Raw genomic sequence first — 25,158 nt, forward strand, 5'->3', positions numbered from 1 at the left:
CGCTGCTTCAGCCGTTGACGACCGTCCCGCCATTGGGGTGGAGAACCTGCCCCGACATATAGCTGGCATCCTCGCACGCGAGGAACAGGAAGGCGGGGGCGACTTCGTTGGGCTGGCCGGGGCGCCCCATCGGAGTGTCCTCGCCAAAGGTCTCCAGCTTTTCGGGCGTGGCGCCGCCCATCGGATTGAGCGGGGTCCAGATCGGGCCGGGGGCGACCGCGTTGACGCGGATGCCCTTGCTCACCAGATTTTCGGACAGGCTGCGCGTGAAGGCGGTGATCGCGCCCTTGGTCGCGCTATAGTCGAGCAGTTCCTTCGATCCCTGGTACATCGTCACCGAGGTGCAGTTGACGATCGCGGCACCCGATTTCAGATGCGGGCTAGCCGCCTGGACCATGTAGAACATCCCGAAGATATTGGTCTGGAACGTGCGCTTGAGCTGTTCCTCGGTGATGTCGGTGATGTCCTTGTCGGGATGCTGCTCGCCGGCATTGTTCACCACCACGTCGATATGGCCGAAAGTGTCGATCACCTCTGCGATCGCGCGGGTGCAGAAATCCTTGTCGCCGATGTCGCCGGCGATGGTCAGCGCCTTGCGCCCCTCCTGGCGGACGATATCGGCGGTCATCGCCGCGTCGTCATGTTCACACAGGTATAATATCGCGACGTCGGCGCCTTCGCGCGCGTACAAAGCGGCGACGGCGCGGCCGATGCCGCTGTCGGCGCCGGTGATCACGGCGACCTTGCCGGCCAGGCGTCCGGAGCCGGGATAGCGCGGCTCCCAATCGGGTTTGGGGTCTAGCGCGCTCTCATGTCCTGGCAGCGCGTCTTCGTGGATCATGTCGATCACGGTATCGTTCATCGGCTGGTCTCCTATGGGAGGGGATGCCGAGAGAAACCGGTGCGGAGCCGATGCGGTTCCGCTTTTTGCGCCCGTCGCCGGGCGAACCGGGTTCAGCCGAAAAGGGCTGAACCCTGCGCGCCGGCGGCGACGATGAGGACGCTGGTGAGCCCGAACGAGACGAGCCCGATGGCGATGCTGCGGAGCGTGGTGATCTTCTCCTTTTGGGCCGCGATCATGCGAACGGGACGATCGGGGTCGAGAAGGCGACGAGCGCGGCGGTGAACAGCAATGCGCCGAGGATGGCAACCGAGCGATGCAGCGAGTCGAGACGAGCGGTCATGGTATTTCTCCCTGGTGGCGGTGCCGGACCATCCGGCGACCGATGCCCAGAGCTTTGCAGGGAGCGTGCCAGTTCGCTAACGCATTGATTTTGCTATGGTGAGGCCGGCACCGCCCAGTCAGGTGGTAAAATGCACGCCAGGAGTTGGGAATTTCTCCCAAGCATTTGCGAACAGTCACTGTCCGATTTCGGTCACCCGGTGCGAAGGCAGTTCCGACCCGCGCTCTTTGCCGCATAGAGCAGCGCGTCGGCGCGCTGGAACAGCGTCTGGTAGCTGTCCTCGCCGGTCGCGCGCGTCAGCCCGGCGGAAAAGGTGATCTCGCCCAGCGGCATGTCGCTTTCCCGGATGCGGTAGCGCTTCGTCGCCACGCGCGCGCGGGCGGCGTCGAGCGTCCGCTGCGCGCCGTCGATATCGACCCCTGCAAACAGCACCGCGAATTCCTCGCCGCCATAGCGCGCGACCAGATGCCCCGCGCATGCCTGGCGCAGCGCGTCGGCGATCGCCTTGAGCACGCGGTCGCCGACGGCGTGGCCGAAGCGATCATTGACCGACTTGAAATGATCGATGTCGCACACCGCGAGGCAGACGATGTCGCCGGTGCCAGCCTGCGCCGCGAACGCCTCTTCGAACGCGCGGCGGTTGGGCAGGTCGGTCAGCGGGTCGCGCCGGGCATTGTCGCGCGCCTCTTCCAGCTTCTGGCGCAGTTCGCTGGCTTCGCGGGTCGCCGATTCGAGCCGCGCCTCGGCAGTGCGGACGCGGTTCAGCATCGTGGCGGTGATCCGCCCGACTTCGCCGACCATCGTCGCGGCATGTTCCGGGCCGGCCGAGCGCGAGATCGCCTCCGCGCTCGCGGCAAGGTCGCGGCCAAAGCCCTCGGTCTCGGTGCGCATCGCGCTCACCATGTCCTCGAACCCCTCGACCTGCATCTGGGTGCGCGCGACCAGCCCTTCGGCGCGCTGCGTCGAGGGCGCGCCGTCACCCGATGCCGGCGGAGGATCGCAGCCGAGCGATTCGATATCGCGGCGGGTGAGGCGCACGCCGCCTTCGGTCAGCACCGCCACCGCGCGCGCCAGCGGCCCTTCGGGGTCGGCGAGCAGATGATAGGCAAAGGCATAATTGCCGGGCTCAGGCTCCAGCCTTTGGTCCGCGAGAAACGCACCGATCCGCTCGAACAGGCGGCGCCCCGAGTCAGCGTCGCCGCCCGATGCTCGAAACGCCCGCACGAAACCCATCTGCCTCCCTGCCTCCTTCGCTGGCGCCACCCTCGCGGTGGGCGCCGACCTGTATCGTCGTGGCGGAGTATCTACGCGGCAACTGCTAATATAGCGTGAGCAACTGGATAGTTCTTTCGCGCTTTCGCGGCGACGGATCAGCCGCGCCTGGATGCCTTGTACTTGCGCACCGCCTCCAGCGTCAGCCGGATATGGTCGGCGGGCTTCATGTCGGTATGCGCGAACAGCACCTTGCCATTGGGCGCGATCACGAAGCTGGTGCGGCTGGTGATCGTGGTCGCAGTGCCGTCGGGCTTTTTGAGCAGAACGTCATAGCCCTTGATCACTGCCGGGCTGGCCGCGGCGACGGCGAACTTGCCTGCGCAATGCTCGGCAGAGAAGCGTTCGAGCTGGTCGACATTGCCCGCGGTCATCCCGATCACCGTCGCGCCGGCGGCGGTGAAATCGGGCATTGCCTCGGCAAAAGCATGGGCTTCGGCGTTGCAGCCGCCGGTAAAGGCGGCGGGGAAGAAGTAGAGGACGACCGGCCCCTTCTTCAGCGCCGCCTTTAGCGAGACCGTGAAGGGCTTGCCCGCCGAGGCGCCGACGGCGGTGAAGTCGGGGGCGGCGGCGCCGGGCGCCAGCGCAGCCGAAGCCGGCATGCCGATCGAAAGGGCGAGGGCGGCGAACAAGAGGCGCGTGCGCATGGAATCTTCTCCCGGGATTTTGCCCGATCCTATGCGCGTCGCGGCGCAAATGCCAGCGTGACGCCCTATCGCGTCAGCGCGATTCCGATGCGGGCATGGGTGTCGCGCCGGCGATAGGCGTCGAGCGCCTCGCCATGCCCGGTGAACGCCTGCCCGAACAGATAGAAGCCCAGCCCGCCGCCGATCGGCGCGAGCGGATAGGAAACGAACAGCTCGGCGGCGCCGCGCCGCGTCTCGACATTGCCGAGCCCGGTCAGCGCAACCTTCAGCCCGTCCGTGCGCGCGATCGCGGCGCTGATCGAGGTATAGCCGTAATAGTCGCGCAGATCGTGCGCCGTCCCCGCATTGCCGACGGTGAACCACGCCTGGGGCGCGACATCGAGCCGCCAGTCGCCGCCCAGGTCGAACGACTTTTCGACGCGTGCGAAGATCCGGTTGAAGTCGACCGAATAGGCCGCGCCGCCGCCGTTCGAATCGTGCCGCCAGCCGATCGCGACTCGCGTGGTGTCGTCGAACGGCACCTCGGCATAGATTTCGGGGCTGTAATTGGTCGCGCGGAACGGCCCCGAAGGCTCGTCGATCGCCCAGAACATCGTCTGGGTATAGGCGAAGCGCAGATTGCCGAGGCTGACCGGCGCATCCTCGGCAAAGGGGCGGAAGGCGAAGCTGAACTGGAGCTTCCCGCCCGAATCGCCGGCGCCGAGCACGCCATAGACGGGCTCGTGCGGCGCGAAGCGATCGAGGAACGCCGAGGACGCGCCCGACGAACTCTGCACCACGGTCTCGCCCTCGGGCAGTGCGGCGGCGGCGTGTTGTGCGGCGGGGGGGATCGCGACGCCGGCGATGCCGACGGGCACGTAGCGCGCCTTGGCAAAGCCACCCGGCGCGATCGTCCGCACCGGCCCGGGGGTGCGCTCCAGCACCAGCCGGGTGCCGTCGCTGGCGGTCACTTCGATCTGGCGCGGCCCGGCGTCGCTGGCGGGGGCATCGCCCTCGTTGACCAGGAATACCTCGACTCCGCGCAGCGCCGCCTGTTCCGATTCGGGTTGGGCGGGCACCGCGCGCAGCTGTGCCGCGGCTGGCGTGGCGGCGATCAGGCAGAGGGGGAGAAGAAGCGCGCGCATGGCAGCCGCACGGTTGGCAGGGCTTTGTGACGTTTGCGAGTCCAATTCGACGCTGGCGGAGCCGAAGCGAGACCGCTAACCCCGCCATTATGCCTGTTTCCCAGACCGATATCGCGCTTGCAGAGCGCCTAGCCGAAGCGGCCGGCGCCGCGATCCGCCCCCGCTTCCGCGCCGAACACGGGCTGGAGGCCAAGGCCGACCTGTCCCCCGTGACGCTCGCCGACCGCGAGGCGGAGGAGGCGATGCGACGGCTGATCATCGCCGAGCGTCCGATGGACGGCATCATCGGCGAGGAATTCGGCGTCCGCGAGGGCTCCAGCGGGCGGCAATGGGTGCTCGATCCGATCGACGGCACCCGCGCCTTCATCGCCGGGCGCCCGGTGTTCGGCACGCTGATCGCGCTGATCGAGGACGGCTGGCCCGTGCTCGGGATCATCGACCAGCCGATCCTGCGCGAACGCTGGCTGGGGGTGGCGGGGCGCACGACGCTGTTCAACGGCAAGCCTGCGCGCACCCGCATTTGCCGCGAGCTGAAAGGCGCGATCCTCGGCACGACCTCGCCCGCGCTGTTCGACGACGACCAGCTTCACGCCTTCGAGCATCTCGACGCGGCGGCGATGAGCACCGTGCTGGGCGGTGACTGCTATAATTATGGCTGCGTGGCGAGCGGATGGATGGACGTGGTGGTCGAGGCCGGGCTCAAGCTCCATGACTTCGCCGCGCTGGTGCCGGTGGTGGAGGGCGCCGGCGGGCGGATGTGCGACTGGCAGGGCGATCCGCTCCACGCGGGCAGCAATGGCGAGGTGATCGCGGCGGGCGATCCGGCGCGAGTCGACGACATATTGGAAGCACTGGCCTGCCGCGGGCATTAAGCCCCTAGAATATCCCCAGGAACTTCTTGCGCTGTTCCTTGCGCTCGCTTTTGGTGCGCTTGCCGTCTTCGGACTTGGCGGTGGTGCCGCGCCCCACATCATCGCGCGCCTCGCCCTTGGTCGTGCGCTGGGCGCGGGCGGAGGCGCCGGTCAGCACCGGGCCGCAATCGGCGGCCTTGGCGTCGCCGACATCGACAAACGCGATCATCGCGCCCACCGGTCCGGCGGCTAGCCCCAGCCCCAGCCCGGCGCCGGCCCGCGCGACCAGGTCGCCCGAAATCACGTTGAAGCTGGGGCGCGCGAAATAGCCGCCGATGCCGACCGGCGATTGCCCGGCGAACAGGCTGAACTTCTTGCTGTCGGCGCGAAAGGCCAGGTCGAGCGTCTCGTTGCGGAAGCTGAACCCGCCGCGGCCGAGCATGACATTCTTCTCGGTATCGATCAGGATCGGATCGGCGGCGGCAACCCCGCGGCGGACGGTGAACCCGATCAGCCCGCAATTGATATGGACCGGCTCCTTCAGCTTCTGCTCGAACATCTTCTGTACGAACGTGCCGATGTCGAGTTCGGAGAGCTGGACGTTGCGCGTCCAGAACTCGCCCTTGGGCAGGATGATCGCGATCCGCCCGTTTGCATTGGCGAGCGAATCATGGACGCTGTTGCCGCTGCCGGTCAGCTGAGCGCGGGCCTTGAGCGTCCCCGTCGTCCCCGATTCGGCGACGCCGAAGCCTGCGAGCAGCACGCCGATCGGGGTCGGCGACAGGCGGATGTCGTAGTTCGTCAGCACCGGGTTGCGCCGGGCATCGATCGTAATGTCCGACTCGACCGTGCCGCGCGCCAGCGTGAAGTTAAGCGGGCTGAGCTTGAGCAGCGAGTTGTTCAGGTCGAGCCCGAGCTTGATGTTCGATACCGGCAAATTGTCCGCGCGGACGTTGCGCACCGTCCAGTCGACCTTGGCGTCGAAATTGCGCAGCGCGTCGATCCGCAATTGCGCGTCGGGGAGGAGGCGGGGGCGCCCGCCGACCTGGGTGACGGTCCCCGCCGCGCCCTGTGCCTCCAGCCGTTCGGCGTCATAGCCGATGAACGGGCCGGCATCGAGAATGTCGAGCGTTTGCGTTGCCAGATCGGCGGTCAGCAGCAGCCGCGGCTGGCGCATCGCCACCGTCAGCGTGCCGGCAAGGTCGCTCGCGCCGAACCGGCCCTTCAGCCCGGTGAAGCGCCACTCGTCGCCGACGCGCGTCACCGCCGAAGTCAGGCTGTACCGGCGGGTATCGGGCACCGCGACGCCGCCGACTGCGAAGATATCCGCCAGGTCGCGCCCGCGCATCGCGAGCCGCAGGTCGGCACCCTCGATCTCGGTCGCGCCGGCGAGCGTCCCGGTGACATCGACTAACGTGCGCACGCCCTCTGCATGCAGCCGCAACTGGTTGCGCCCGCCTGCCACCGTCGCGTTGGGCGACAGGAGTTCGCCGGTCAGCGTGAACGGCGTGCCGCGCGCAGTGCCGTTGCCGTCGAACCGGATCGTGCTCGCGATCGCGGTGTCGCGCGCCTCGACCGTATGAACCCGGATCCCCGCCGCAATCTGCATCCGCGGATCGATATAGCGAACCAGCGTGCCCTGGACGATCGCCCGGCGAATCGCCGGCAGGTCGAGCGGCTCGCCCTTCTCCTCGCTAAAGGTCCAGCTGTTGCGGCGCCCGGCCTTGTCCCATTGCAGGTCCAGATGCCCGTCCTGGAGCCCCAGCCAGTTTACCCGGCGGTTTCCGGTGATCAGGCTCCACGTCGAAATCCGCGCGTCGATGCGCCTGGCCGAGAAGAGATTGCCGGTCCCTGCCCAGGCGGGATTGGCGATCGTCAGCCCCTCGGCAACGAACTTGACGTTGAACGGCGCGAAATAGAGCTGGAAATCGCCGGCGACCGAAACGGCGCGGTGCGTCTGGCCGGCGACGATGCGCTCGAACGGGCGTTTGAGAAAACGGCCCTTGGTGACGAACAGGATCGCCCAGGCGAGAACCAGTATTCCGAGCAAGGTCGCGAAAACCGCGATGGCGCTGGCCAGCGGCGTCCCGAGCGCGCGCCGGGGGCGTGCAGGGGGCTCGACCGGGGGGAGCGCGCTTTCCTCTGCCATCGCGATGAAAACCCCGTGCGACCGGGGAGTTCCGCGCAATGCGACGGAACGAGCGCAACTTTCTCGCCCAACCGCCTTGCTAGCCAAGGAAAAGCTGGATGCCCCGTGAGGATTCGAACCTCAATTGACGGAGTCAGAGTCCGTAGTCTTACCTTTAGACGACGGGGCAACGAGGGGGGCCGAATAGGGCGGCCTTATCGGCATGTCAACGGCGGTCGCTCGCCTTGCCCTTGGCCACGCACTCGGCTAGCCTCGCCTTGAAGCACCGGGCGGCGAATTTTCGCCGGGACGGAGAGAATATAAGCGAGTGATGTGATGGGGGATGGCTCCGCCAGACTACCCCGCCGGCGGAGTGGCGTCCCCGCCCGGCCCGAACCAGCCCCACCGCCCGAGCGGCCCCCGAGCGCGCGCTGGCCCGAATCGCGCCATTATGCGGCTTTGGACCTCGGCACCAATAATTGCCGGCTGCTGATCGCGCGGCCGCAGGGCAATGGCTTCACCGTGATCGACGCCTTTTCGCGGATCGTCCGGCTGGGCGAGGGGCTCGCCAGCACCGGGCAATTGTCGGATACCGCGATCGAGCGGACGCTGGCCGCGCTGCGCATCTGTGCCGACAAGCTCAAGCGCCGCAACGTCGCGCTCGCGCGGTCGGTCGCGACCGAGGCCTGCCGCCAGGCGAGCAACGGCGCCGCATTCATCGAGCGCGTCTATGCCGAGACCGGGATCGCGCTCGACATCATCACGGCGGAGGAAGAGGCGCGGCTCGCGGTGCTCGGCTGCCACGCGCTGCTCGAGCCGGGCGACGGGCCCGCGCTCGTGTTCGACATTGGCGGGGGCTCGACCGAATTGGTGCTGGTCGATTCGCACGCGCCGGTGCCGCGCATCCTCGACTGGCACAGCGCGCCCTGGGGCGTGGTGTCGCTGACCGAGGCGTTTGGCGGCGCCGATACGCAAGAAGCGCGCGCGCGCGCCTATGCCGAGATGCGCGCACGGGTGGCGCAGGCATTCGCGCCCTTTGTCGCGCGGCTGGAGCGCCCGCGCGGCGTGCCGCGGCTGCTGGGCACCAGCGGGACGGTGACGACGCTGGCGAGCGTCCATCTCGGGCTCCCGACCTATGATCGCTCGGTGGTCGACGGGCTGATCGTGCCCTCGGCGGCGATGCGGCTTGTCAGCCAGCGGATCGCGGCGATGAGCATGGCCGAGCGCCGGCAAGTGCCGTGCATCGGCAATGAGCGCGCCGATCTGGTCGTCGCGGGCTGTGCGATCCTCGAGACGATTTTGGACCTGTGGCCCGCCGAACGGCTGGGGGTCGCCGATCGCGGTATCCGCGAAGGTATCTTGCGCCGATTGATGAACGGGAATGCACTGTGAGCAGAGGCGGCGGCGGCGGGCATACCCGTGTGAAGACGTCGCGGGGGCGGACCCCGCAATCGAATCGCTGGCTCGAGCGCCAGCTCAACGATCCCTATGTGAAGCGCGCCAAGGCGGAAGGGTATCGCAGCCGCGCGGCGTATAAGCTGATCGAACTCGACGAGAAGTTCGGTTTCCTGAAGGGGGCGAAGCGGATCGTCGACCTCGGCATCGCGCCTGGCGGCTGGACGCAGGTGGTGCGCCGGCGGCTGCCCCAGGCGGCGGTGGTGGGGATCGATTTGCTCCCGGTCGATCCGATCGACGGGGCGACGATCTTCCAGATGGACTTTCTCGACGACGCGGCGCCCGCGCTGCTGGTCGACACGTTGGGCGGCGCGCCCGATCTGGTGCTGTCGGACATGGCGGCGAACACCGTCGGCCATCCGCAGACCGATGCGCTGCGCACGATGGCGCTGGTTGAGACCGCGCTCGACTTCGCGATCCAGACGCTCCAGCCTGGCGGCGCCTTTGTGTCGAAGGTGTTCGCGGGCGGCGCCGATTCGCAGCTCGTCGCGGAGATGAAGCGCAACTTCACCACCGTGAAGCACGCCAAGCCGCCGTCGAGCCGCAAGGGTTCGGTCGAGTGGTTCGTTGTCGCCCAGGGGTTCAAAGGGCGCGCCGCGGCCGCCGATTGCGAGTCGGACTGACGCCAACGAAAAGGGGCCCGGACTTGCGTCGCGGGCCCCTGTTTCTCCGTCTGTCACGAGAGCCGATCAGCCCTCGTAATCGCTGCCCAGATTCTGGTTGCGCGGCGGTGCAGCGGCGGTGAGGCGCAGCGCCTCTGCCGATGCGGCCAGCGAGCCGACTTCGTCCGGAGCCTCTTCGTCGTCGACCTGGACGCGCTGGAGGCTGGAGATGACCGATTCCTCGAGGTTGCGCGGGCGCACGGTCTCTTCGGCGATCTCGCGCAGCGCGACGACCGGGTTCTTGTCGCGATCGCGATCGATCGTCAGCTCCGCACCGCCCGAAATCTGCCGGGCGCGTTGCGCCGCAAACAGCACCAGGTCGAACCGGTTGGAAACCTTGTCGACGCAATCCTCAACGGTGACGCGCGCCATGTACGCAATCCTTGGGTTAATGGTGTCCGGGGGAGCGCGGGACTTAAGGACCGCCCGCGCCGATGTCAAGGAAATCGGCGATGCGCGGCGAGATTTGGCAACGCCTGCTGCCCCGACGACGCTCCGCTCAGAACGCGAACGGCGCCGTCATGCGCCGCTCGGCGAGCAGGAACGCGTCGGCGACGAGCTGGATCGGGCGGATGTCGACGTCGCTCTCGCCCGCAGCCACCAGCTCGGCGAAGCGCGCGTATAGCCGGGCATATTCGCGGTCGGGGGCCTGCATCTCGGGTGCGTCCGGAAGCTGCAGGATGCTGCCCCCCATGCGCAGCCGCAGCATGCCCGCATCGGTATCGACTTCGATGTCCCAGGTCTGGGGCCCGGTCTGGAGGAAATCGAACGCGGCGGTGACCTGCGCGCCGCCCGATCGCATCGTCAGCCCCGCGGCGAGCGGCGAGGCGCGCCCTTCGGGCACGTCCATCCATGCCGATTCGAGCAGCAGCGGATCGGGGAGGATCGCGGTCGCGATCGACAGCGCGTTGATGCCCGGATCGAACACGCCGAACCCGCCGGGCGCGAGGATCCATTCCTGACCCGGATGCCAGCGGCGAATGTCCTCGCGCCACGCGATGCGCACCGCGTCGATCCGCTTCCCCGTCAGCCATGCGCGCGCCGGGCCGACTCCCGCCGCCTCGCGCGAATGCCAAGTCGTGAACAGCGTCACGCCCCGCGCCCGCGCCCGCTCGGCCAATGCCGCGATTTCGGACAGCGTCGCCGCGGGCGGCTTTTCGAGCATGACGTGGAGCCCCGCATCGATCGCCGCCAGCGCCTGTGCGTGACGCCCGTCGGGGGGCGTGCAGAGCGACACGGCGTCGAGCGCATGGCCGCCCTCCAGCATCGCGGTAATGTCGGCATGGCCGGGTATTTGGTCGAGCGTCGCGTTCCGGCTTGCCGTCGCCGCGAGCACGAAGCAGTCGTCGCTCGCCAGCGCGGGCAGATGCTGGTCGCGCGCGATCTTGCCGATACCCACCAGCCCCAGCCGGATCGCATTTTCCTGCCGCTCGGTCATTTGCTTCCTCATCCTGTCGGCGGCACGACCCGCTCTGCGCCGCTCCTATCGGACGGACAGGCGGGGTTGCGCAAGCCGATTTACCCGGACTTTTCGCGCGTTGCGTCAGTCCGCCGCGGGCTCGGGTCCAGCGGGTGAAGCGGCAACCAGCGCGTCCCCGCCCAGCGCGCGATACAGCGTAACGCGGTTGCTGGCCTCGGTCAGCCGGGTCAGCACGAGGCTCTGTTGCGCCGAGTAAAGCGAGCGTTGCGCGTCGAGGCTCGCGAGGAAGGTGTCGATCCCGCCGCGATAGCGTGCCTCGGCCAGGCGATAGGTATCGGCGGCGGCATCCGCCTGGGCGCGGGTGGCGCGCAGTTGCTCGTCGATCGTGCCGCGCCGCGCCAGCGCATCGGCGACATCGCGGAACGCCGTCTGGATCGCGCGCTCATAGCTTGCGACCGCGGCGTCGCGCTGCGCCCGGCTTGCCTCTACGCCGGCCCGGCCCGCACCGGCGTTGAAGATCGTGTAATCGCCATTGGCGCCCGCCGACCAGTTGAACCCGTCGCCGTTGAACAACCCCGTCAGCGCACCGCTGGCCAGCCCGACCAGCCCGGTCAGCGAGATGCGCGGGAACAAAGCGGCGCGCGCGGCGCCGATCTCGGCATTGGCGGCGCGCAGCGTATATTCGGCCTGGACCACATCGGGGCGGCGGAGCAGCACCCCCGAATCGAGCCCGGCGGGCAGCTCGGCGATCGTCGGCGCGGCATCGTCGATCGATCCGGGCAATAGCGCGGGGTCGACCGTCGCGCCGAGCAGCAGCTGGAGCGCATTGGCGTCCTGCGCCAGCGCGGTGGTCTGTTCGGCGACATCGGCGCGCGCGCCCTCCAGAACCTGTTCGGCCTGGCGCAGGTCGGTGCGCGGGGCGATGCCGCCTTCGAGCCGCGCGCGGGTCAGCCGCACGCTGTTCTCGGCGCTCGCGGCGGTGTCGCGCGCGATTGCGAGCAGGCTTGCATCGGCGGCATGCGCCAGCCAGGCGTCGGCAATGTCGCCAATCAGCGTCAGGCGCGTCGCGCGCGCGCCGGCCTCGGTCGCGAAATAGCGGTTCTGCTCGGCGCGGGTGAGCGATGCGACGCGGCCGAACAGGTCCAGTTCGAACCCGGTGATAGCGATGTCGGCGGCAAAGCTGCTGCGCGCGGTGAAGGTGCGGGCGCCCGTGCCGGTACCGCCCAGTTCGGTCACGCTCGCGCCCGTCGCCACATTGGGGAAGCGATTGGCCCGCTGGATGCGATATTGCGCGCGCGCGGCGCGGATATTGGCGGCGGCGATGCGCAGGTCGCGATTATTGGCCAGCGCGCGGTCGACCAGCGCCTGGAGCCGCGCGTCGCGGAAAATGTCGCGATAGGTAACGCTGGGCAGCGCCGCCTCGCTCCGCGCGAGATAGGCGTCGCCGACTGGCCAGGACGGGGGCACCGGCGCCTCGGGCCGAATATCGGCGGGTGCCATCGAGCAGGCGCCCAGCGCCGCGCCGATCAGCAGGGGGGCGAGGCGCTTCATGCCGACGCCTCCGGCTTGGGTCGATGGAGCCGCCCGCGAACCGCCTTGAGCCCGTCGCGCACGCCGCGCCGGACGAGCACGAAGAACAGCGGGATGTAGAAGATCGCCAGGATCGTCGCGGTCAGCATGCCGCCGATCACCGCGGTGCCGATCGCGATTCGGCTGTTCGCGCCCGCCCCGGTCGAGATCGCGAGCGGCAGCACGCCGAAGATGAAGGCGAGGCTGGTCATCAGGATCGGGCGCAGCCGGATGCGCGCCGCCTCGATCGCGGCATCGATCACGCGCTTGCCCTCGCGCTCGGCGCGCTCGGCGAACTCGATCATCAGGATCGCATTCTTCGCCGCCAGCCCCATCGTCGTCAGCAGCCCGATCTGGAGATAGACGTCGTTCTGCAAGCCCCGCAGCGTGACCGCAAAGATCGCGCCGACCAGCCCGAGCGGGATGATCAGCAGCACCGCGATCGGGATCGACCAGCTTTCGTACAGCGCCGCGAGGCACAGGAACACGACGAGCAGCGACACCGCGTAGAGCAGCGGCGCCTGCCCCGACGACAACCGCTCCTGGTACGACAGGCCCGCCCAGGCCACGGTGGTCCCCGGGATCTGCGCCGCGAGCGCCTCCATCCGGTTCATCGCCTCGCCCGAGCTGGTGCCCGGCGCCGCCTGACCCTGGATTTCGAACGCGGGGACGCCCTGGAACCGCGACAGGCTGGTCGGCGCGGTCGCCCAGCTGGTCTGCGCGAAGGACGAGAAGGGCGCCATCGTCCCGGTGCTGGTGCGGACGAACCATTCGTCGATATTGGCCGGCGACGCGCGGAACTGGGCGTCGCCCTGGACATAGACGCGCTTGACGCGGCCGCGATCGATGAAGTCGTTGACGTAGCGTCCGCCCCAGGCGGTCGACAGCGTCGCGTTGACGTCGCTCGGCGACAGCCCGAGTGCGGCGAGCTTTTCCTGGTCGATATCGACCTGCAACGTCGCGACGTCGGGAAGGTCGCTGAGCCGGACCGCAGTGAGCGCCGAATCGCGTGCCGCCATTTCCAGCAGCCGGTCGCGCGCCTTGCCGAATTCCGCCTGCGACATGCCGCTGGCGTTTTGCAGTTCCATCGTGAAGCCGTTCGACTGGCCCAGCCCGCGGATCGCGCCAGGAACCAGCGCGAAGACCTGCGCGTCGCGGAAGTTGCGGAAGGCGGCGGACGCGCGCCCGACGATCGCGTCGGCGCTGTTCTCGCGGCCCTTGCGCTCGTCCCACGGCGCGAAGTTGAGGAAGCCCTGGCCGCTATTCTGCCCGGCGACGCCGCCGCCGCCGCCCGCCGCGACGAACATCGTACTGACGTTCTTGGCTTCCTGCTCGCGGAAATAACGCTCGAGCGCGAGCTGAACCTCGATCGCGCGGCCCTGAGTCGCGCCCGAGGGCAGGCGGAACTGGAGCTGCGCCGCGCCCTGGTCCTCGGTCGGCAGGAAGCCGGTCGGCAGCCGCGTGAACATCACCACCAGCAGCGCGACGACGCCGGCATAGATCAGCAGGAACAGCCATTTGCGGTCGACCACCATGGTGACCGCGCGCGCATAGCGTTCGACGCCCTTTTCGAACCCCGAATTGAAGCGCTCGCCCGCGCGCTTGAAGAAATGCGCGGTCCGCGGGAAGCGCCGCTTGGCCCAGCCGTCCTGCGCCGCTTCATGCTTGGGCTTGAGCAGCGTGGCCGTCAGCGCCGGGCTGAGGATCAGCGCGACGAACACCGACAGCACCATCGCCGAGACCATCGTCACCGAGAATTGGCGATAGATCACCCCCGTCGATCCGCCGAAGAACGCCATCGGCAGGAACACCGCCGACAGCACCAGCGCGATCGCGACCAGCGCGACCTGGATCTGCTCCATCGACTTGATCGTGGCTTCGCGCGGGGTCATCCCCGGATTCTCTTCGAGCAGCCGCTCGACATTCTCGACCACGACGATCGCGTCGTCGACCAGCAATCCGATCGCCAGCACCAGCCCGAACAGCGTCAGCGTGTTGATCGAGAAGCCCAGCGCATAGAACACGCCGAACGTACCGAGCAGCACCACCGGCACGGCGATCGTGGGGATCAGCGTCGCGCGCCAACTCTGGAGGAACACGAACATCACGATCACGACCAGCACGATCGCCTCGATCAGCGTCTTGACCACTTCGTCGATCGACAGCTTGATGAACGCGGTCGTGTCGTTGGCGTACGCGAATTTGAAGCCCGGCGGGAAGGTGCGGGCGATTTCCTCGACCTTCGCCTTGACCAGCTCGGCGGTCTTGAGCGCGTCGGCACCCGGCGCGGTCGACACCGCAAGCCCGGCGCCCGGATGGCCGTTGACCCGGCTGACCGTGTTGTAATTCTCCGCGCCCAGCTCGACCCGCGCGACATCGGACAGCCGCACCGTCGCGCCGCTGGTCTGCGTCTTGAGGATGATCTTGCGGAATTGCTCGGGCGTCTGGAGCCGCGATTGCGCGGTCACCGTCGCGTTGAGCATCTGCTCGCGCGGCTGCGGCTGGCCGCCGATCTCGCCGGCGGCGACTTCGGTATTCTGCGCGGTGATCGCCGAGATGACGTCGCTCGGCATCAGCGAATAGCTCGCCAGCCGATCGGGGTTCAGCCAGATCCGCATCGCATAGGGCGCGCCGAACACATTGGTGTCGCCCACCCCCTCGATCCGCGCCAGCTGGTCCTGGAGGTTCGACGCCAGCCAGTCCGACACGTCCTGGTTGGTGCGCTTGTCGGTCTCGTCATAGACGCCGACGAGCAGCAGGAAATCGGGGTTGGACTTGGTGACGCGCAGCCCCTGCTGCTGGACCTGCGCGGGGAGCCGCGACAGCGCCTGCTGGACCTGGTTCTGGACCTGGACCTGCGCGATATCGGGATCGGTGCCCTTTTCGAACGTCGCCGAGATCGTCACCTGCCCGCGCGAGGTCGACGAGGAGCTGAAATAGAGCAGCCCGTCGATCCCGGTGAGCTGTTGCTCGATCACCTGGGTGACGCTGTTCTGCACGGTCTCCGCCGACGCGCCGGGATAGCTGGCGCGGACGTTGACCTGCGGCGGCGCGACATCGGGATATTGCGCGATCGGCAGCGAGAAGATCGCCGCCAGCCCCATCAGCATCACGATGATCGCGATCACCCATGCAAAGATCGGGCGATCGATGAAAATGCGCGACATGGGCGATCAGCCGCCTTTGGCCTGGGGTGCGCCGGCACCGCCAGCCTTGCCCGCGCCGTCCTTGGGCGCCTCGATCCGCTGCGGCGTCGTGGCGGGGACCGGGCGAAGCTCGGCATCGGGGCGGACATTGGCCAGGCCCTGGACGATCACCTTGTCGCCCGGCGCCAGCCCCTGCGTCACTACCCAGTTCGCGCCGATCGTGCGCTCGGCGATCACGGTGCGCGCAACGGCGCGGTTGCCCGGCCCGACGACATAGACCGTGGCGCCCCCGCGCGGATCGCGCGACACCCCGGCCTGCGGCACCAGGAACGCCTGGGTATCGATTGCCTGTGCGAACGCCGCGCGGACGAACATGCCGGGAAGCAACAGCCCCTGCGGATTGTCGAACCGCGCGCGCAGCGTCACCGTGCCCGTGCTCTGGCTGACCATCACTTCCGAAAACTCTACCGTCCCCGACAGCGCATAGTCGCTGCCATCCTCCAGCTTGAGCCGCACCGCCGCGCTGGCCGGCGCGACGCCGTCCTTCGCCAGCGCCTTGCGCAGCGCCAGCATGTCGGCGCTCGATTGCTGGATATCGACGAAGATCGGGTCGAGCCGCTGGATCACCGCCATCGGATCGGTCTGGCTCGACGTCACCAGCGCGCCCACCGTCACCAGCGATCGCCCGATTCGCCCGGTGATCGGGGCGGGGACGCGGGTGAAGCGCAGGTTGATCCGCGCCGTCTGGAGCTGGGCGCTGGTCTGCGCGATCGTCGCCTCGGCCTGGCGCGCGGTGGCGACGGCGTCGGTATAATCCTGCGCGCTCACGGCCTGCATATCGGCCAGCGGCTTGAAGCGCTCGGCGCGGATGCGCGCCGCCTCTGCGGTGGCGCGCGCACTCTGGAGGTTGGCCTGTGCCTGCGCGGTCTGCGCCTCGTACAGGCTCGGGTCGATCTGGTAGAGCGTCTGCCCGGCGCGGACGATCGATCCTTCGGTGAACAGCCGGCGCTGGACGATGCCGACCACCTGGGGCCGGACCTCGGACATCTCGAACGCCGTGACGCGCCCCGCCAGTTCGGTCGTCACCGGCACGCTGCTCGGCTGGACCACGACAAAGCCGACCGCGATCGGCCCGCGCGGCGCGCCGCCCTTCTTCGCGGCATCGCCGGCGGTGTTGCCGCTACTGCACGACGCGAGCGCTAGCAGCGCGCCGATCAGCAGGGTGGACGGGCGGGGGGGCTTGGTCGGGATGATCGGAAGCAATTGGCGAACCCGCTCCTGGGCACCCGGAACGGGTGCGCGGTTGAGTGGCGAAACTCGCTCATAGGCCGCAGGTTGCGGCGGTTCCACCAAAGAAATGTGCCGGAAACACATGGAGCAGCCCGCGGGCTGCGCTTATATCCGCCTCCGATGCGGCAGGATGCGCGATTTTGCGCCTCGGCGCGCGATGCTCGGGGCGGCCGAACCATGGCTTCGCCGCGTGCAGCGAGGGGGATTCGGCGGGGAGGCATCGGATCGCGTTCTGCTAATGCATTGAAATATAATGCGGATATGGCGGCTTCCTGCCGATTGTAAAGGGAGTGGCGAAACCCCGCGCGACGCCTTAGAAACCGCGCCGATGGCACGTATCGAAACCCCCAAGCGTATCCGGGGCACCCAGGACATTTTCGGCGACGAGCAGCGGCGCTTCGCCACGGTTCTCGACGCATTCGACCGGGTGCGGCGGCTCTATTGCTTCCAGCGACTCGAAATCCCGATTTTCGAGGCGACCAACGTCTTCGCCCGCAGCATGGGCGAGACCAGCGACGTCGTCTCGAAGGAGATGTACAGCTTCGAGGATCGCGGCGGCGATTCGATCACTTTGCGTCCCGAATTCACGGCAGGAATCGCGCGGGCCTATATCACCGAGGGCTGGCAGCAATATGCGCCGCTGAAGCTGGCAACCTCCGGCCCGGTATTCCGCTACGAACGCCCGCAAAAGGGCCGCTATCGCCAGTTCCACCAGATCGACGCCGAGATCATCGGCGCCCCGGAACCCGCAGCCGATGTCGAGCTGCTGGTGCTCGCCGACCAGCTGCTCCACGAACTGGGCATCGCCGAGGGCGTGACGCTCCAGCTCAACACGTTGGGCGACGCCGCGACCCGCGACGCATGGCGCACGGCTTTGGTCGCGCATTTCGAGGCGCATCGCGGCGAGCTGAGCGAGGACAGCGTCGCGCGGCTGGAAAAGAACCCGCTGCGGATTCTCGATTCGAAGGACCCGCGCGACCGGCCGATCGCCGACAGCGCGCCGGGGATCGACGGGTTCCTGACCGACGAGGCGGCGGCGTTCTTCAAGGCTGTGACCGACGGGCTCGACGCGGCGGGCGTGGCGTGGACGCGCAACGCGCGGCTGGTGCGCGGGCTCGATTATTACCGGCACACCGCGTTCGAGTTCGTGACGGATCGGCTTGGCGCGCAGGGCACGGTGCTGGCGGGTGGGCGCTATGACGGGCTGATCGGGAGTCTCGGCGGGCCGGAGACGGCGGGCGTGGGCTGGGCTGCGGGGGTCGAGCGGCTGGGGATGCTGCTGGCCGAGCCGGTGGTTGAGAAGGTGCAGGTCGCGATTGTGGTCGAGGCAGCGGGCTTCGAACAAGCGAGCACCGCTTTGCTGGCGCAAGTGCGCCGTGCGGGCTTCAGCGCTGAATTGTTCGCATCGGGCAGCGTTAAGAAGCGCTACGATCGCGCGCTTAAATCTGATCCGGCGATGACGATCTCGTTCCAGCTTCACGATGGCACCGCCGCGATCAACCCGCGCGTGCTGCACCCCGACGCGGTCGATGCAGACCTCGTTCAGCGTTTGATCGCCAGCGCCGCATGACTTCCCCCCGTCACCCCGGCCTTGAGCCGGGGCCCCGCTTCTTCTCGCCTGCCGCCAGCAATAGCGGGGCCCCGGGTCAAGCCCGGGGTGACAGAGAGAGTCGCGCGCGATGACCTCCACTTCTCCCGACCGCATCGTCGCCACCAAGGCGCGGCGCGACGCAGTGCACGCGCCCCTGATTCCCCCCCGTCACCCCGGCCTTGAGCCGGGGCCCCGCTTCTTCTCGCCCGCCGCCAGCAATAGCGGGGCCCCGGGTCAAGGCCGGGGTGACAGAGAGAGACGCGCGCTATGACCTCCATCTCCCCCGATCGCATCGCCGCCATCGAGGCGCGGCGCGATGCGTTGCAGGCGATGATGGCGACCGGCGACCTGTCGGGCGAGCGCTTCGTCGAGGTGTCGAAGGAATATGCCGAGCTGGAGCCGGTCGCGGTCGCGGCGGGTGAAGTCCGGCGGCTGCGCAGCGAAGTCGAGACGCTGGAGGGGATGGAGAGCGACGGCGATCCCGAACTCCGCGACATGGCCCGCGACGAGATCGCCGCGATCCGCAACGCGCTCCCCCGTGCCGAGCGCAGCCTCGCGCTCGCGTTGCTCCCCCGCGATGCCGCCGATGAGCGCGCCGCGATGCTCGAAATCCGCGCGGGCACCGGCGGCGACGAAGCGGCTTTGTTCGCCGGCGACCTGTTCCGCATGTACCAGCGCTATGCCGAGCGGCAGGGCTGGCGCGTCGAGCTGATTTCCTCCTCCGCCTCCGATTCGGGCGGGTTCAAGGAAGCGATCGCCTCGGTCGAGGGCAAGGGCGTGTTCGCCAAGCTGAAGTTCGAAAGCGGCGTCCACCGCGTCCAGCGCGTCCCCGCGACCGAGGCGGGCGGGCGCATCCACACCAGCGCCGCCACCGTCGCGGTGCTGCCCGAGGCCGAGGAAGTCGACGTCAAGATCGACGACAAGGACCTGCGCATCGACATCTATCGCTCGTCTGGCCCAGGCGGCCAGTCGGTCAACACCACCGACAGCGCGGTGCGGATCGTCCACATCCCCTCGGGGCTGGTGGTGATCCAGCAGGACGAGAAGTCGCAGCACAAGAACAAGGCCAAGGCGCTGAAAGTGCTGCGGACCCGCCTCTACGAGCTGGAGCGCGAGCGGCTCCACGCCGAGCGCGCGGGCGCGCGCAAATCGATGGTCGGATCGGGCGACCGTTCGGAGCGCATCCGCACCTATAATTTCCCGCAGGGGCGCGTGACCGACCACCGCATCAACCTGACGCTCCACCGCCTGCCCGAGATTTTGCAGGGCGAGATGGAGGAGCTGCTCGGCGCGCTGATTTCGCAGGACGAGGCCGACCGGCTGGCGCAACTGGATGGGTGAGGCGCTTCTTGTTCCCCTCCCGCTTGCGGGAGGGGGAGTGCGTGCAGCCCTCGCCGCAGCCACCGCCTCCCTAACCCCCCTCTCCGCCACCCCGCGCCTCGATGCCGAGCTGCTGATGGCGCACGCCCTCGGCACCACGCGCAACGACCTGCTCCTGCGCCACCTTGACGCCCCCGTCCCCGAAACTTTCGCCCCCCTCCTCGAACGTCGCCTCGCCCACGAGCCCATCGCCTATATCACCGGCACCCGCGCCTTCTGGACGATCGACCTCGCGGTCGGTCCCGGCGCGCTGGTGCCGCGTGCGGACAGCGAGACGCTGATCGAGGCGGCCATCGCGCATTTCGGTGCCCGTGCCCCGCGCCGCATCCTCGATCTCGGCACTGGGCCCGGCACGCTGCTGCTCGCCGCGCTCGACCAGTGGCCGCAGGCGACCGGGATCGGCGTCGATGCGTCGGAGGCGGCGCTTGGCTATGCCCGCGCCAATGCCGATGCGCTGGGGCTCGCGCCGCGCGCCGCCTTTGCTACCGGCGACTGGGCGGCGAAAATCGAGGGGCGGTTCGACCTTATCCTCGCCAATCCGCCCTATATCGGGACGGGGGAGCAACTCCCCGCCGAGGTGCGCGACCATGAACCGGCATCGGCGCTGTTCGCCGGCGCCGACGGGCTCGACGACTATCGCCGGATCGTCCCCGATCTGCCCCGGTTGCTCGCTTCGGGTGGGGCGGCGGTGCTCGAGATCGGCTGGACCCAGGCGGACGCCGTTACGGGACTTGCATCCCAACATGGGTTAGCGGCAGCGCTGTTTCGCGACCTGGGCGGGCGGCCCCGCGCAATATTGCTGACTTGAAAGACTGGGTGAACAGCACATATTCCTCTTGGAGATTGCCTTTTGCCGGGCTAAGAACAGCGGCGGGGCAAAGCAACTTCAACCAAGTTGTTGAATTACAGGGCTACGGCCCACTCCAAAGTCATGTGAGCCGCTGCAGTCCGGCGGCCATGGCGAGCGGGAGGCGCCGTTGCCGGCGTGGCCCGCAACTGTAACGCGCATCCGGGACCTCGATGATTCGACGGACGGCCTAGGTAAGACAGGACACACAGACCTTGATCAACAATCGTCAGGCAAACGGCCGCCGTCGCGGTCGTGGCGGCCAGCAACAGCGCCAGGGCGGAGGCTCCGGCCAGCAGGGCAATGGTAACCGGATCGACAATCGCGCACGCGGCAATGCCGCCCAGTTGCTCGAAAAGTACAAGAACCTCGCCCGCGACGCGCAGATGCAGGGCGATCGGGTCAACACCGAATATTATCTCCAGTTCGCGGATCATTATTTCCGGGTGCTGAGCGAAACCCGCTCGCGCTTCGAGGAGCAGAATCCGAACGCGAACCAGGGCCGTCGGCCGAACACCGATCTGGACAGCGACGACGATTTCGACTTCGAAGCCGACGGCAATCGCGGCGACGAGGCGAACGACGACCAGCCCCGCCAGCAACAGCCCCAGCGCGAACAGCGCGAACCCCGCCCGCAGCAGGGCCAGCGCCGCGAGGGTCGCGACAATCGCGAACAGCGCGAGGTTAGTGAAGTTCGTGAACCGCGCGAAGGCCGTGAGCCGCGTGAGGGCCGCGAGCCGCGCGACACGCGTGAGGGTCGCGAGCAGCGCGAGCCCCGGGAAAGCCGTGAGCCGCGCGAACCCCGCGAGCCGCGCCGCAACGGCTATGCCAATGGCAATGGCGCGAACGGCGCCGCTGCTGCTGCCGATCCGGTCGCGGCGCCGCCCGCTGTCGAAGCGCCCGTCGCCGAGCCGGTCCGCGAAGCCCGTGCGGAAACCCAGGAGCGCACCCCGCGCCCCCGCGGTCGCCCGCGCACCCGTCGCGAGGAAGCTCCGGCAGAGGCCGAAGGGAATGCCGGCATCGACGCGGCGATCCTTCCCCCCGCCTTCGGCATCGAAGCGGCTGCCGCACCCGAGGAAGAGGCCCCTAAAAAGCCCCGCCGCCGGACCAAGCGCACCGACGACGCGGACGTCCCCGCCGCCTGATCGCGGCAAGGGTCATTTGTGACCTAGCGTTGTAATGCCAAGCTGCTAGCATCCTCCTCCAAGAACATTGGGGGAGGATGCTTTGCGTTGGACGGCTCTATTGGTCGCGGCCCTCCCGGTCGCCGCCCTCCCGGTCTCTGCTAGCGCCCAGACCGCCGCCGTGCCGGCACCCGAGGCGAGCGCGCAGGGCGATGTCGCCGTCACCATCTACCAGGACGGCCAGTCGCTGGTGCAGGACACGCGCCAGCTCGACCTGACCGCCGGGCGCACCCGCCAGGAATTCCCCGACGTATCGGCACAGATCCGCTCGGAAACGGTGACGCTGTCCGGCCCTGGCCTGGGAATCGTCGAACAGAATTTCGACTATGACCTGCTGACGCCGCGCAAGCTGATGGAAAAGGCGGTCGGCTCGGTCGTCACGATCGTCCGCACCAATCCCGCCACGGGCGCCGAGACGCGCGAACAGGCGCGGGTGCTCGCGGCGAATGGCGGCATCGTCCTCCAGATCGGCAACCGGATCGAAGTGCTGCGCGATGACGGGCTGCCGGTGCGCGTGATCTTCGACAAGGTGCCCGAGAATCTGCGCGCCCGCCCGACGCTGTCGGTCACGCTCCAGGTCGCGCGCGCCGGGCGGGTGCCCGCGACGCTGACCTATCTGACGCCTGGGCTCGGCTGGACCAGCGATTATGTGACGTTGTTCGACGAAGCGAAGGGCAGCATCGACATGCAGGGCTGGGTGACGCTCACCAACAGCACCGGCACCGATTTCCGCAACGCCGATGTGCTGTTGGTCGCGGGCAGGACGGCCGGTCCCCGTGCGCCGAGAGTGGATTTCGGTGACACGACGATCGAGCAGGCCGGGACCGAAAGCGGCACGCGCGAGCGGCTCGGCGACTATTATCTCTATCCGCTCGCCGCGCGCACCACGATCGCCAATGCCCAGCAGAAGCAGGTCAGCTTCCTCGACGTGAAGGGCGCGGCTGCGCGCAAGGCCTATGAGTGGAGCAACTACTGGCTGGGCACCAACGCCGATCCGCGTAGCGCGACTTCGGTGCTCAAATTCTCGACCTCGCGCGAGGGCGGGCTGGGCGACCAGCTCCCCTCGGGCACGATCCGCGTCTATATGCGCGACGCGCGCGGCGATCCGCAGTTCATCGGCGAGAGCCGCGTCGATGCTGCGCCGATGGGGTCGGCGATGTCGATCCGTACCGGCGACGCCTTCGACGTGAAGGGCACCGCGACCGTGGTCGAGCGCAAGCGACTTTCGTCCAAGCGCTGGCAGACGACGATGCGCTACGACTTCACCAATGCCCGCCCCGCCGAAGTGACCGTCGATCTCGCCCAGAGCGGGCTGTGGGGCGATGTCCGCATTGCCGAGGCAAGCCTTGCGGGCGAGCGGGTTTCCGCCGAACGGATGGAGTGGAAAGTGCCGGTGCCCGCCAATGGCAAGGCGTCGGTGACGATAGTGTTCGATACGCGCTTCTGATCCGATGCGCCGCATCGCCCTGGCCCTGTCGCTGCTCTTCGCCGTCCGCCCGGCGACGGCGCAGACGCTTGTCCAGTCGGATCGCCTCGATTCGGTATCGGTGACGCTGTATCGCGATCCCGAACGTGGCGAGGGGCCCATGCCCGCGAATGGCTGGCCCGGCGGCTATGCACTCGTCACCGAAACGCGCACGATCACGCTGCCCGCCGGTCCTTCGGTGATCCGCTTTATCGGCGTGTCGGAGGGGATGATGCCCGAAACGGCGATCGTCACCGGCCTTCCGCGCGGGGTGGGTGAGAAGAATCGCGACGCCCGGCTGCTCTCGCCCGCCGCGCTGATCGATGCCTATCTGAAGCGCCGCGTGACGATCCGCCGCACCGATCGCGCGACGGGCAAGGTGACGGAAGCGGAGGCAGTGATTCAGTCCGGCCCCGGTGGCGGCGTGGTGCTGACCACGGCGGCGGGTGTGGAGGCGCTGGGCTGTTCGGGCCTGCCCGAGGCGCCGGTCTATCCCGGCATCCCCGCCGATCTCTCCGCCAAACCGACGCTGTCGGTGACGAGCGAGAGCGCGGCGCCCGCGACGGTGACGGTACAGCTTTCCTATCTGGCGCAGGGCTTCGACTGGTCGGCGAACTATGTCGCTCGCGTGGCCGAGGATGGCACGACGCTCGATCTGTTTGCCTGGCTGACCGTCGCCAATGGCGGTAGCCAGGGCTTTGCCGATGCGCGCACCAATGCAGTGGCGGGCGCGCCGAACAAGGAGGCTGCGGCGGCGTTGCCGAGTGCGATGCCGCCCGAGCTGCACCTGCAATGCTGGCCGATGGACACGACCAGCACGGTTCGGGGACCGCCCCCTCCGCCGCCTGCTCCTGCTCCACCCGCGATGATGGCAGGAATGGTAGGGGATGACATCATCGTGAGCGCCCAACGGGCCAGAAGCGCCGCACCGGTGCCGGTCATGGTCGCCGAACAGGAGGATCTGGGCGATCTCAAACTCTATCGCATCCCCGAACCCGTCACCGTGGCGGCGCAGAGCCGCAAGCAGGTGGCGATGATCGACCGCCGCAAGGTGAAGTTCGCGCGGGTGTATGTCGGCGAATTTTCGGGTTACGGGGACGCAGCCGACGACGACCCCGAGAGCGTCGAGGCCGAGCGCATCCTGCGCACCGAGAACCGCGAAGGGCAGGGTCTGGGCCTCCCGCTCCCCGCAGGCGGCGTGGCGGTGTTCGAGGACGGCGGCGGCGAATCGCTGCTGGTCGGCGAAAGCGATCTGGCCGACCGCGCGATCGGCGAGGAAGTCGAATTCGCCACGGGCACCAGCAACGACGTGCGGTACACCATCATCTCGAAGCCGCGCTCTTCGAGCCGCCAGCCCTTCACCGTCGAGGTGACCAACGCCCGCGCCACGCCCGAGACCTTCGAATTGCCGATTCCCTATATGCTGGCCAGCACCAGCGCGAAGCTGGTCGAGCGCAAGGGCGTCAAGACGTGGCGCATAACCGTCCCCGCCAACGGCACCGCTCGGCTCGACTTCGCGCTCAAGGTCGAGCGGCGGCGTTAGTCGATCTCCACTTCGTCCTTCAGCAGATCTTCGACTTCGGCATCATGCCCCGATCCCGAGCTGAGGAACATCAGCCCCATCAGCGCGGCGGCGAGCATCACGGTGAGGAACACGCCGAAAAAGGTGGCGATGGCGGTGACCAGGTACAGCTCGCCCATCGACCAATAGAGCGTCGCCTCCGCCACGATCGCCGCCAGCAGCGCGACTCCGCTCATCCACCACAGGATGCGCCGGAACCTTCCCCAGGCGAAAGCGGCGTAGTCGGGATCTTCGAGGCTGTGGCGAGGACCATCCATGGCTTCCAATTGGCCCCGTTTCGTGGGAGACTCAACCGCCTGAGACCCAAATAGAAGGAGACGGGCGATGACCATCGCGGCAATCCTGGGCGGCAAAGGCGGAG

Annotated in this window: 22 protein-coding genes and 1 tRNA gene (1 of these 23 running past the window's edge); 10 read left to right on the plus strand and 13 right to left on the minus strand. The window is 68.3% G+C overall.

The features are described 5' to 3' along the window. Positions 1-7: 7 nt before the first annotated feature. From TS85_RS21075 to TS85_RS21090, 5 genes are all read right to left on the minus strand, one after another. Entirely contained in the window at positions 8-862 is an 855-nt protein-coding gene (locus tag TS85_RS21075) for an SDR family oxidoreductase (protein WP_044334835.1), read from the minus strand. Between the two features lie 92 nt (positions 863-954). Continuing rightward, complete coding sequence (locus TS85_RS26285; protein ID WP_265102102.1) at positions 955-1,080, minus strand: hypothetical protein; 126 nt, start codon at positions 1,078-1,080, stop codon at positions 955-957. 296 nt (positions 1,081-1,376) lie between these two features. Then, the gene (locus TS85_RS21080) at positions 1,377-2,417 is read right to left on the minus strand and encodes a GGDEF domain-containing protein (RefSeq protein WP_044334837.1); all 1,041 of its coding nucleotides are present in this window, start codon (positions 2,415-2,417) and stop codon (positions 1,377-1,379) included. Between the two features lie 137 nt (positions 2,418-2,554). Further along, positions 2,555-3,103, minus strand: coding sequence for a peroxiredoxin (locus TS85_RS21085; protein ID WP_044334839.1), 549 nt, complete (start codon positions 3,101-3,103; stop codon positions 2,555-2,557). A 65-nt stretch (positions 3,104-3,168) separates the two neighbouring features. After that, complete coding sequence (locus TS85_RS21090) at positions 3,169-4,227, minus strand: phospholipase A (RefSeq protein ID WP_044334841.1); 1,059 nt, start codon at positions 4,225-4,227, stop codon at positions 3,169-3,171. An 89-nt stretch (positions 4,228-4,316) separates the two neighbouring features. Between TS85_RS21090 and hisN the strand changes: the two genes are divergently transcribed. Continuing rightward, positions 4,317-5,099, plus strand: a complete 783-nt coding sequence (gene hisN / locus TS85_RS21095) for a histidinol-phosphatase (RefSeq protein ID WP_044334842.1) — start codon at positions 4,317-4,319, stop codon at positions 5,097-5,099. 4 nt (positions 5,100-5,103) lie between these two features. On the opposite strand, the gene TS85_RS21100 is transcribed toward hisN, so the two are convergent. Both TS85_RS21100 and TS85_RS21105 read right to left on the minus strand, forming a co-directional pair. Beyond that, positions 5,104-7,227 carry an AsmA family protein gene (locus tag TS85_RS21100; RefSeq protein ID WP_044334844.1) on the minus strand — a complete coding sequence of 708 codons (2,124 nt, stop codon included), beginning with the start codon at positions 7,225-7,227 and terminating at the stop codon, positions 5,104-5,106. Positions 7,228-7,322: 95 nt separating this feature from the next. Next, positions 7,323-7,396 (minus strand) — tRNA-Gln (locus TS85_RS21105). A 146-nt stretch (positions 7,397-7,542) separates the two neighbouring features. Between TS85_RS21105 and TS85_RS21110 the strand changes: the two genes are divergently transcribed. Continuing rightward, positions 7,543-8,598, plus strand: coding sequence for a Ppx/GppA phosphatase family protein (locus TS85_RS21110; protein WP_044334846.1), 1,056 nt, complete (start codon positions 7,543-7,545; stop codon positions 8,596-8,598). Next, positions 8,595-9,284: an RlmE family RNA methyltransferase gene (locus tag TS85_RS21115; RefSeq protein WP_044334848.1), complete on the plus strand. Its 690-nt coding sequence runs from the start codon at positions 8,595-8,597 to the stop codon at positions 9,282-9,284. Before TS85_RS21110 ends, TS85_RS21115 begins: the two co-directional genes overlap by 4 nt. A 66-nt stretch (positions 9,285-9,350) precedes the next feature. Here the strand turns inward: TS85_RS21115 and rpoZ are convergent, their stop codons facing one another. From rpoZ to TS85_RS21140, 5 genes are all read right to left on the minus strand, one after another. Next, the gene (gene rpoZ / locus TS85_RS21120; RefSeq protein WP_044334849.1) at positions 9,351-9,695 is read right to left on the minus strand and encodes a DNA-directed RNA polymerase subunit omega; all 345 of its coding nucleotides are present in this window, start codon (positions 9,693-9,695) and stop codon (positions 9,351-9,353) included. A 127-nt stretch (positions 9,696-9,822) separates the two neighbouring features. Continuing rightward, a complete protein-coding gene (locus TS85_RS21125) occupies positions 9,823-10,761 on the minus strand; it encodes a Gfo/Idh/MocA family protein (protein WP_044334851.1) in 939 nt (312 codons plus the stop codon). 105 nt (positions 10,762-10,866) lie between these two features. Beyond that, complete coding sequence (locus TS85_RS21130) at positions 10,867-12,294, minus strand: efflux transporter outer membrane subunit (RefSeq protein ID WP_044334852.1); 1,428 nt, start codon at positions 12,292-12,294, stop codon at positions 10,867-10,869. Beyond that, positions 12,291-15,479 carry an efflux RND transporter permease subunit gene (locus TS85_RS21135; RefSeq protein ID WP_044334853.1) on the minus strand — a complete coding sequence of 1,063 codons (3,189 nt, stop codon included), beginning with the start codon at positions 15,477-15,479 and terminating at the stop codon, positions 12,291-12,293. The genes TS85_RS21130 and TS85_RS21135 overlap by 4 nt, the downstream gene beginning before the upstream one ends. Before the next feature lie 6 nt (positions 15,480-15,485). Further along, positions 15,486-16,712 (minus strand): efflux RND transporter periplasmic adaptor subunit, encoded by a 1,227-nt coding sequence (locus tag TS85_RS21140; protein WP_407082127.1) that lies wholly within the window; start codon positions 16,710-16,712, stop codon positions 15,486-15,488. Between the two features lie 364 nt (positions 16,713-17,076). On the opposite strand from TS85_RS21140, the gene hisS reads away from it, so the two are divergent. The 6 genes from hisS (at position 17,077) to TS85_RS21170 (ending at position 24,758) form a co-directional block, all read left to right on the plus strand. Continuing rightward, complete coding sequence (hisS, locus tag TS85_RS21145; RefSeq protein ID WP_044334855.1) at positions 17,077-18,318, plus strand: histidine--tRNA ligase; 1,242 nt, start codon at positions 17,077-17,079, stop codon at positions 18,316-18,318. Between the two features lie 288 nt (positions 18,319-18,606). Continuing rightward, positions 18,607-19,680 carry a peptide chain release factor 1 gene (gene prfA / locus TS85_RS21150; protein WP_044334857.1) on the plus strand — a complete coding sequence of 358 codons (1,074 nt, stop codon included), beginning with the start codon at positions 18,607-18,609 and terminating at the stop codon, positions 19,678-19,680. Continuing rightward, the gene (gene prmC, locus TS85_RS21155; RefSeq protein WP_044334859.1) at positions 19,673-20,527 is read left to right on the plus strand and encodes a peptide chain release factor N(5)-glutamine methyltransferase; all 855 of its coding nucleotides are present in this window, start codon (positions 19,673-19,675) and stop codon (positions 20,525-20,527) included. Before prfA ends, prmC begins: the two co-directional genes overlap by 8 nt. A 254-nt stretch (positions 20,528-20,781) precedes the next feature. Continuing rightward, entirely contained in the window at positions 20,782-21,711 is a 930-nt protein-coding gene (locus tag TS85_RS21160) for a DUF4167 domain-containing protein (protein WP_044334861.1), read from the plus strand. 82 nt (positions 21,712-21,793) lie between these two features. Next, positions 21,794-23,197 carry a DUF4139 domain-containing protein gene (locus TS85_RS21165; RefSeq protein ID WP_044334863.1) on the plus strand — a complete coding sequence of 468 codons (1,404 nt, stop codon included), beginning with the start codon at positions 21,794-21,796 and terminating at the stop codon, positions 23,195-23,197. Between the two features lie 4 nt (positions 23,198-23,201). Then, positions 23,202-24,758, plus strand: a complete 1,557-nt coding sequence (locus TS85_RS21170; RefSeq protein WP_044334865.1) for a DUF4139 domain-containing protein — start codon at positions 23,202-23,204, stop codon at positions 24,756-24,758. On the opposite strand, the gene TS85_RS21175 is transcribed toward TS85_RS21170, so the two are convergent. Continuing rightward, entirely contained in the window at positions 24,755-25,054 is a 300-nt protein-coding gene (locus tag TS85_RS21175; protein WP_044334867.1) for a hypothetical protein, read from the minus strand. The genes TS85_RS21170 and TS85_RS21175 overlap by 4 nt on opposite strands. Before the next feature lie 67 nt (positions 25,055-25,121). On the opposite strand from TS85_RS21175, the gene TS85_RS21180 reads away from it, so the two are divergent. Beyond that, positions 25,122-25,158: the 5' portion of a CBS domain-containing protein gene (locus tag TS85_RS21180; protein ID WP_044334869.1), read on the plus strand. The gene runs 392 nt beyond the window's last position; 37 of the gene's 429 nt are visible here — the first part of the coding sequence; the start codon lies at positions 25,122-25,124; the stop codon falls past the right edge of the window.

It is taken from the genome of Sphingomonas hengshuiensis (assembly GCF_000935025.1).
In the GTDB taxonomy this organism is placed as follows: domain Bacteria; phylum Pseudomonadota; class Alphaproteobacteria; order Sphingomonadales; family Sphingomonadaceae; genus Sphingomonas; species Sphingomonas hengshuiensis.

What these genes read in the sequence shown, in the direction of transcription:
- prmC (WP_044334859.1), top strand. Translation starts at nt 19,673, where the DNA reads ATGGGTGAGGCGCTTCTTGTTCCCCTCCCGCTTGCGGGAGGGGGAGTG.
- TS85_RS26285 (WP_265102102.1), bottom strand. Translation starts at nt 1,080, where the DNA reads ATGATCGCGGCCCAAAAGGAGAAGATCACCACGCTCCGCAGCATCGCC.
- hisN (WP_044334842.1), top strand. Translation starts at nt 4,317, where the DNA reads ATGCCTGTTTCCCAGACCGATATCGCGCTTGCAGAGCGCCTAGCCGAA.
- TS85_RS21135 (WP_044334853.1), bottom strand. Translation starts at nt 15,479, where the DNA reads ATGTCGCGCATTTTCATCGATCGCCCGATCTTTGCATGGGTGATCGCG.
- TS85_RS21125 (WP_044334851.1), bottom strand. Translation starts at nt 10,761, where the DNA reads ATGACCGAGCGGCAGGAAAATGCGATCCGGCTGGGGCTGGTGGGTATC.
- hisS (WP_044334855.1), top strand. Translation starts at nt 17,077, where the DNA reads ATGGCACGTATCGAAACCCCCAAGCGTATCCGGGGCACCCAGGACATT.
- TS85_RS21085 (WP_044334839.1), bottom strand. Translation starts at nt 3,103, where the DNA reads ATGCGCACGCGCCTCTTGTTCGCCGCCCTCGCCCTTTCGATCGGCATG.
- TS85_RS21080 (WP_044334837.1), bottom strand. Translation starts at nt 2,417, where the DNA reads ATGGGTTTCGTGCGGGCGTTTCGAGCATCGGGCGGCGACGCTGACTCG.
- rpoZ (WP_044334849.1), bottom strand. Translation starts at nt 9,695, where the DNA reads ATGGCGCGCGTCACCGTTGAGGATTGCGTCGACAAGGTTTCCAACCGG.
- TS85_RS21130 (WP_044334852.1), bottom strand. Translation starts at nt 12,294, where the DNA reads ATGAAGCGCCTCGCCCCCCTGCTGATCGGCGCGGCGCTGGGCGCCTGC.
- TS85_RS21175 (WP_044334867.1), bottom strand. Translation starts at nt 25,054, where the DNA reads ATGGATGGTCCTCGCCACAGCCTCGAAGATCCCGACTACGCCGCTTTC.
- TS85_RS21075 (WP_044334835.1), bottom strand. Translation starts at nt 862, where the DNA reads ATGAACGATACCGTGATCGACATGATCCACGAAGACGCGCTGCCAGGA.
- TS85_RS21170 (WP_044334865.1), top strand. Translation starts at nt 23,202, where the DNA reads ATGCGCCGCATCGCCCTGGCCCTGTCGCTGCTCTTCGCCGTCCGCCCG.
- prfA (WP_044334857.1), top strand. Translation starts at nt 18,607, where the DNA reads ATGACCTCCATCTCCCCCGATCGCATCGCCGCCATCGAGGCGCGGCGC.
- TS85_RS21090 (WP_044334841.1), bottom strand. Translation starts at nt 4,227, where the DNA reads ATGCGCGCGCTTCTTCTCCCCCTCTGCCTGATCGCCGCCACGCCAGCC.
- TS85_RS21110 (WP_044334846.1), top strand. Translation starts at nt 7,543, where the DNA reads ATGGGGGATGGCTCCGCCAGACTACCCCGCCGGCGGAGTGGCGTCCCC.
- TS85_RS21100 (WP_044334844.1), bottom strand. Translation starts at nt 7,227, where the DNA reads ATGGCAGAGGAAAGCGCGCTCCCCCCGGTCGAGCCCCCTGCACGCCCC.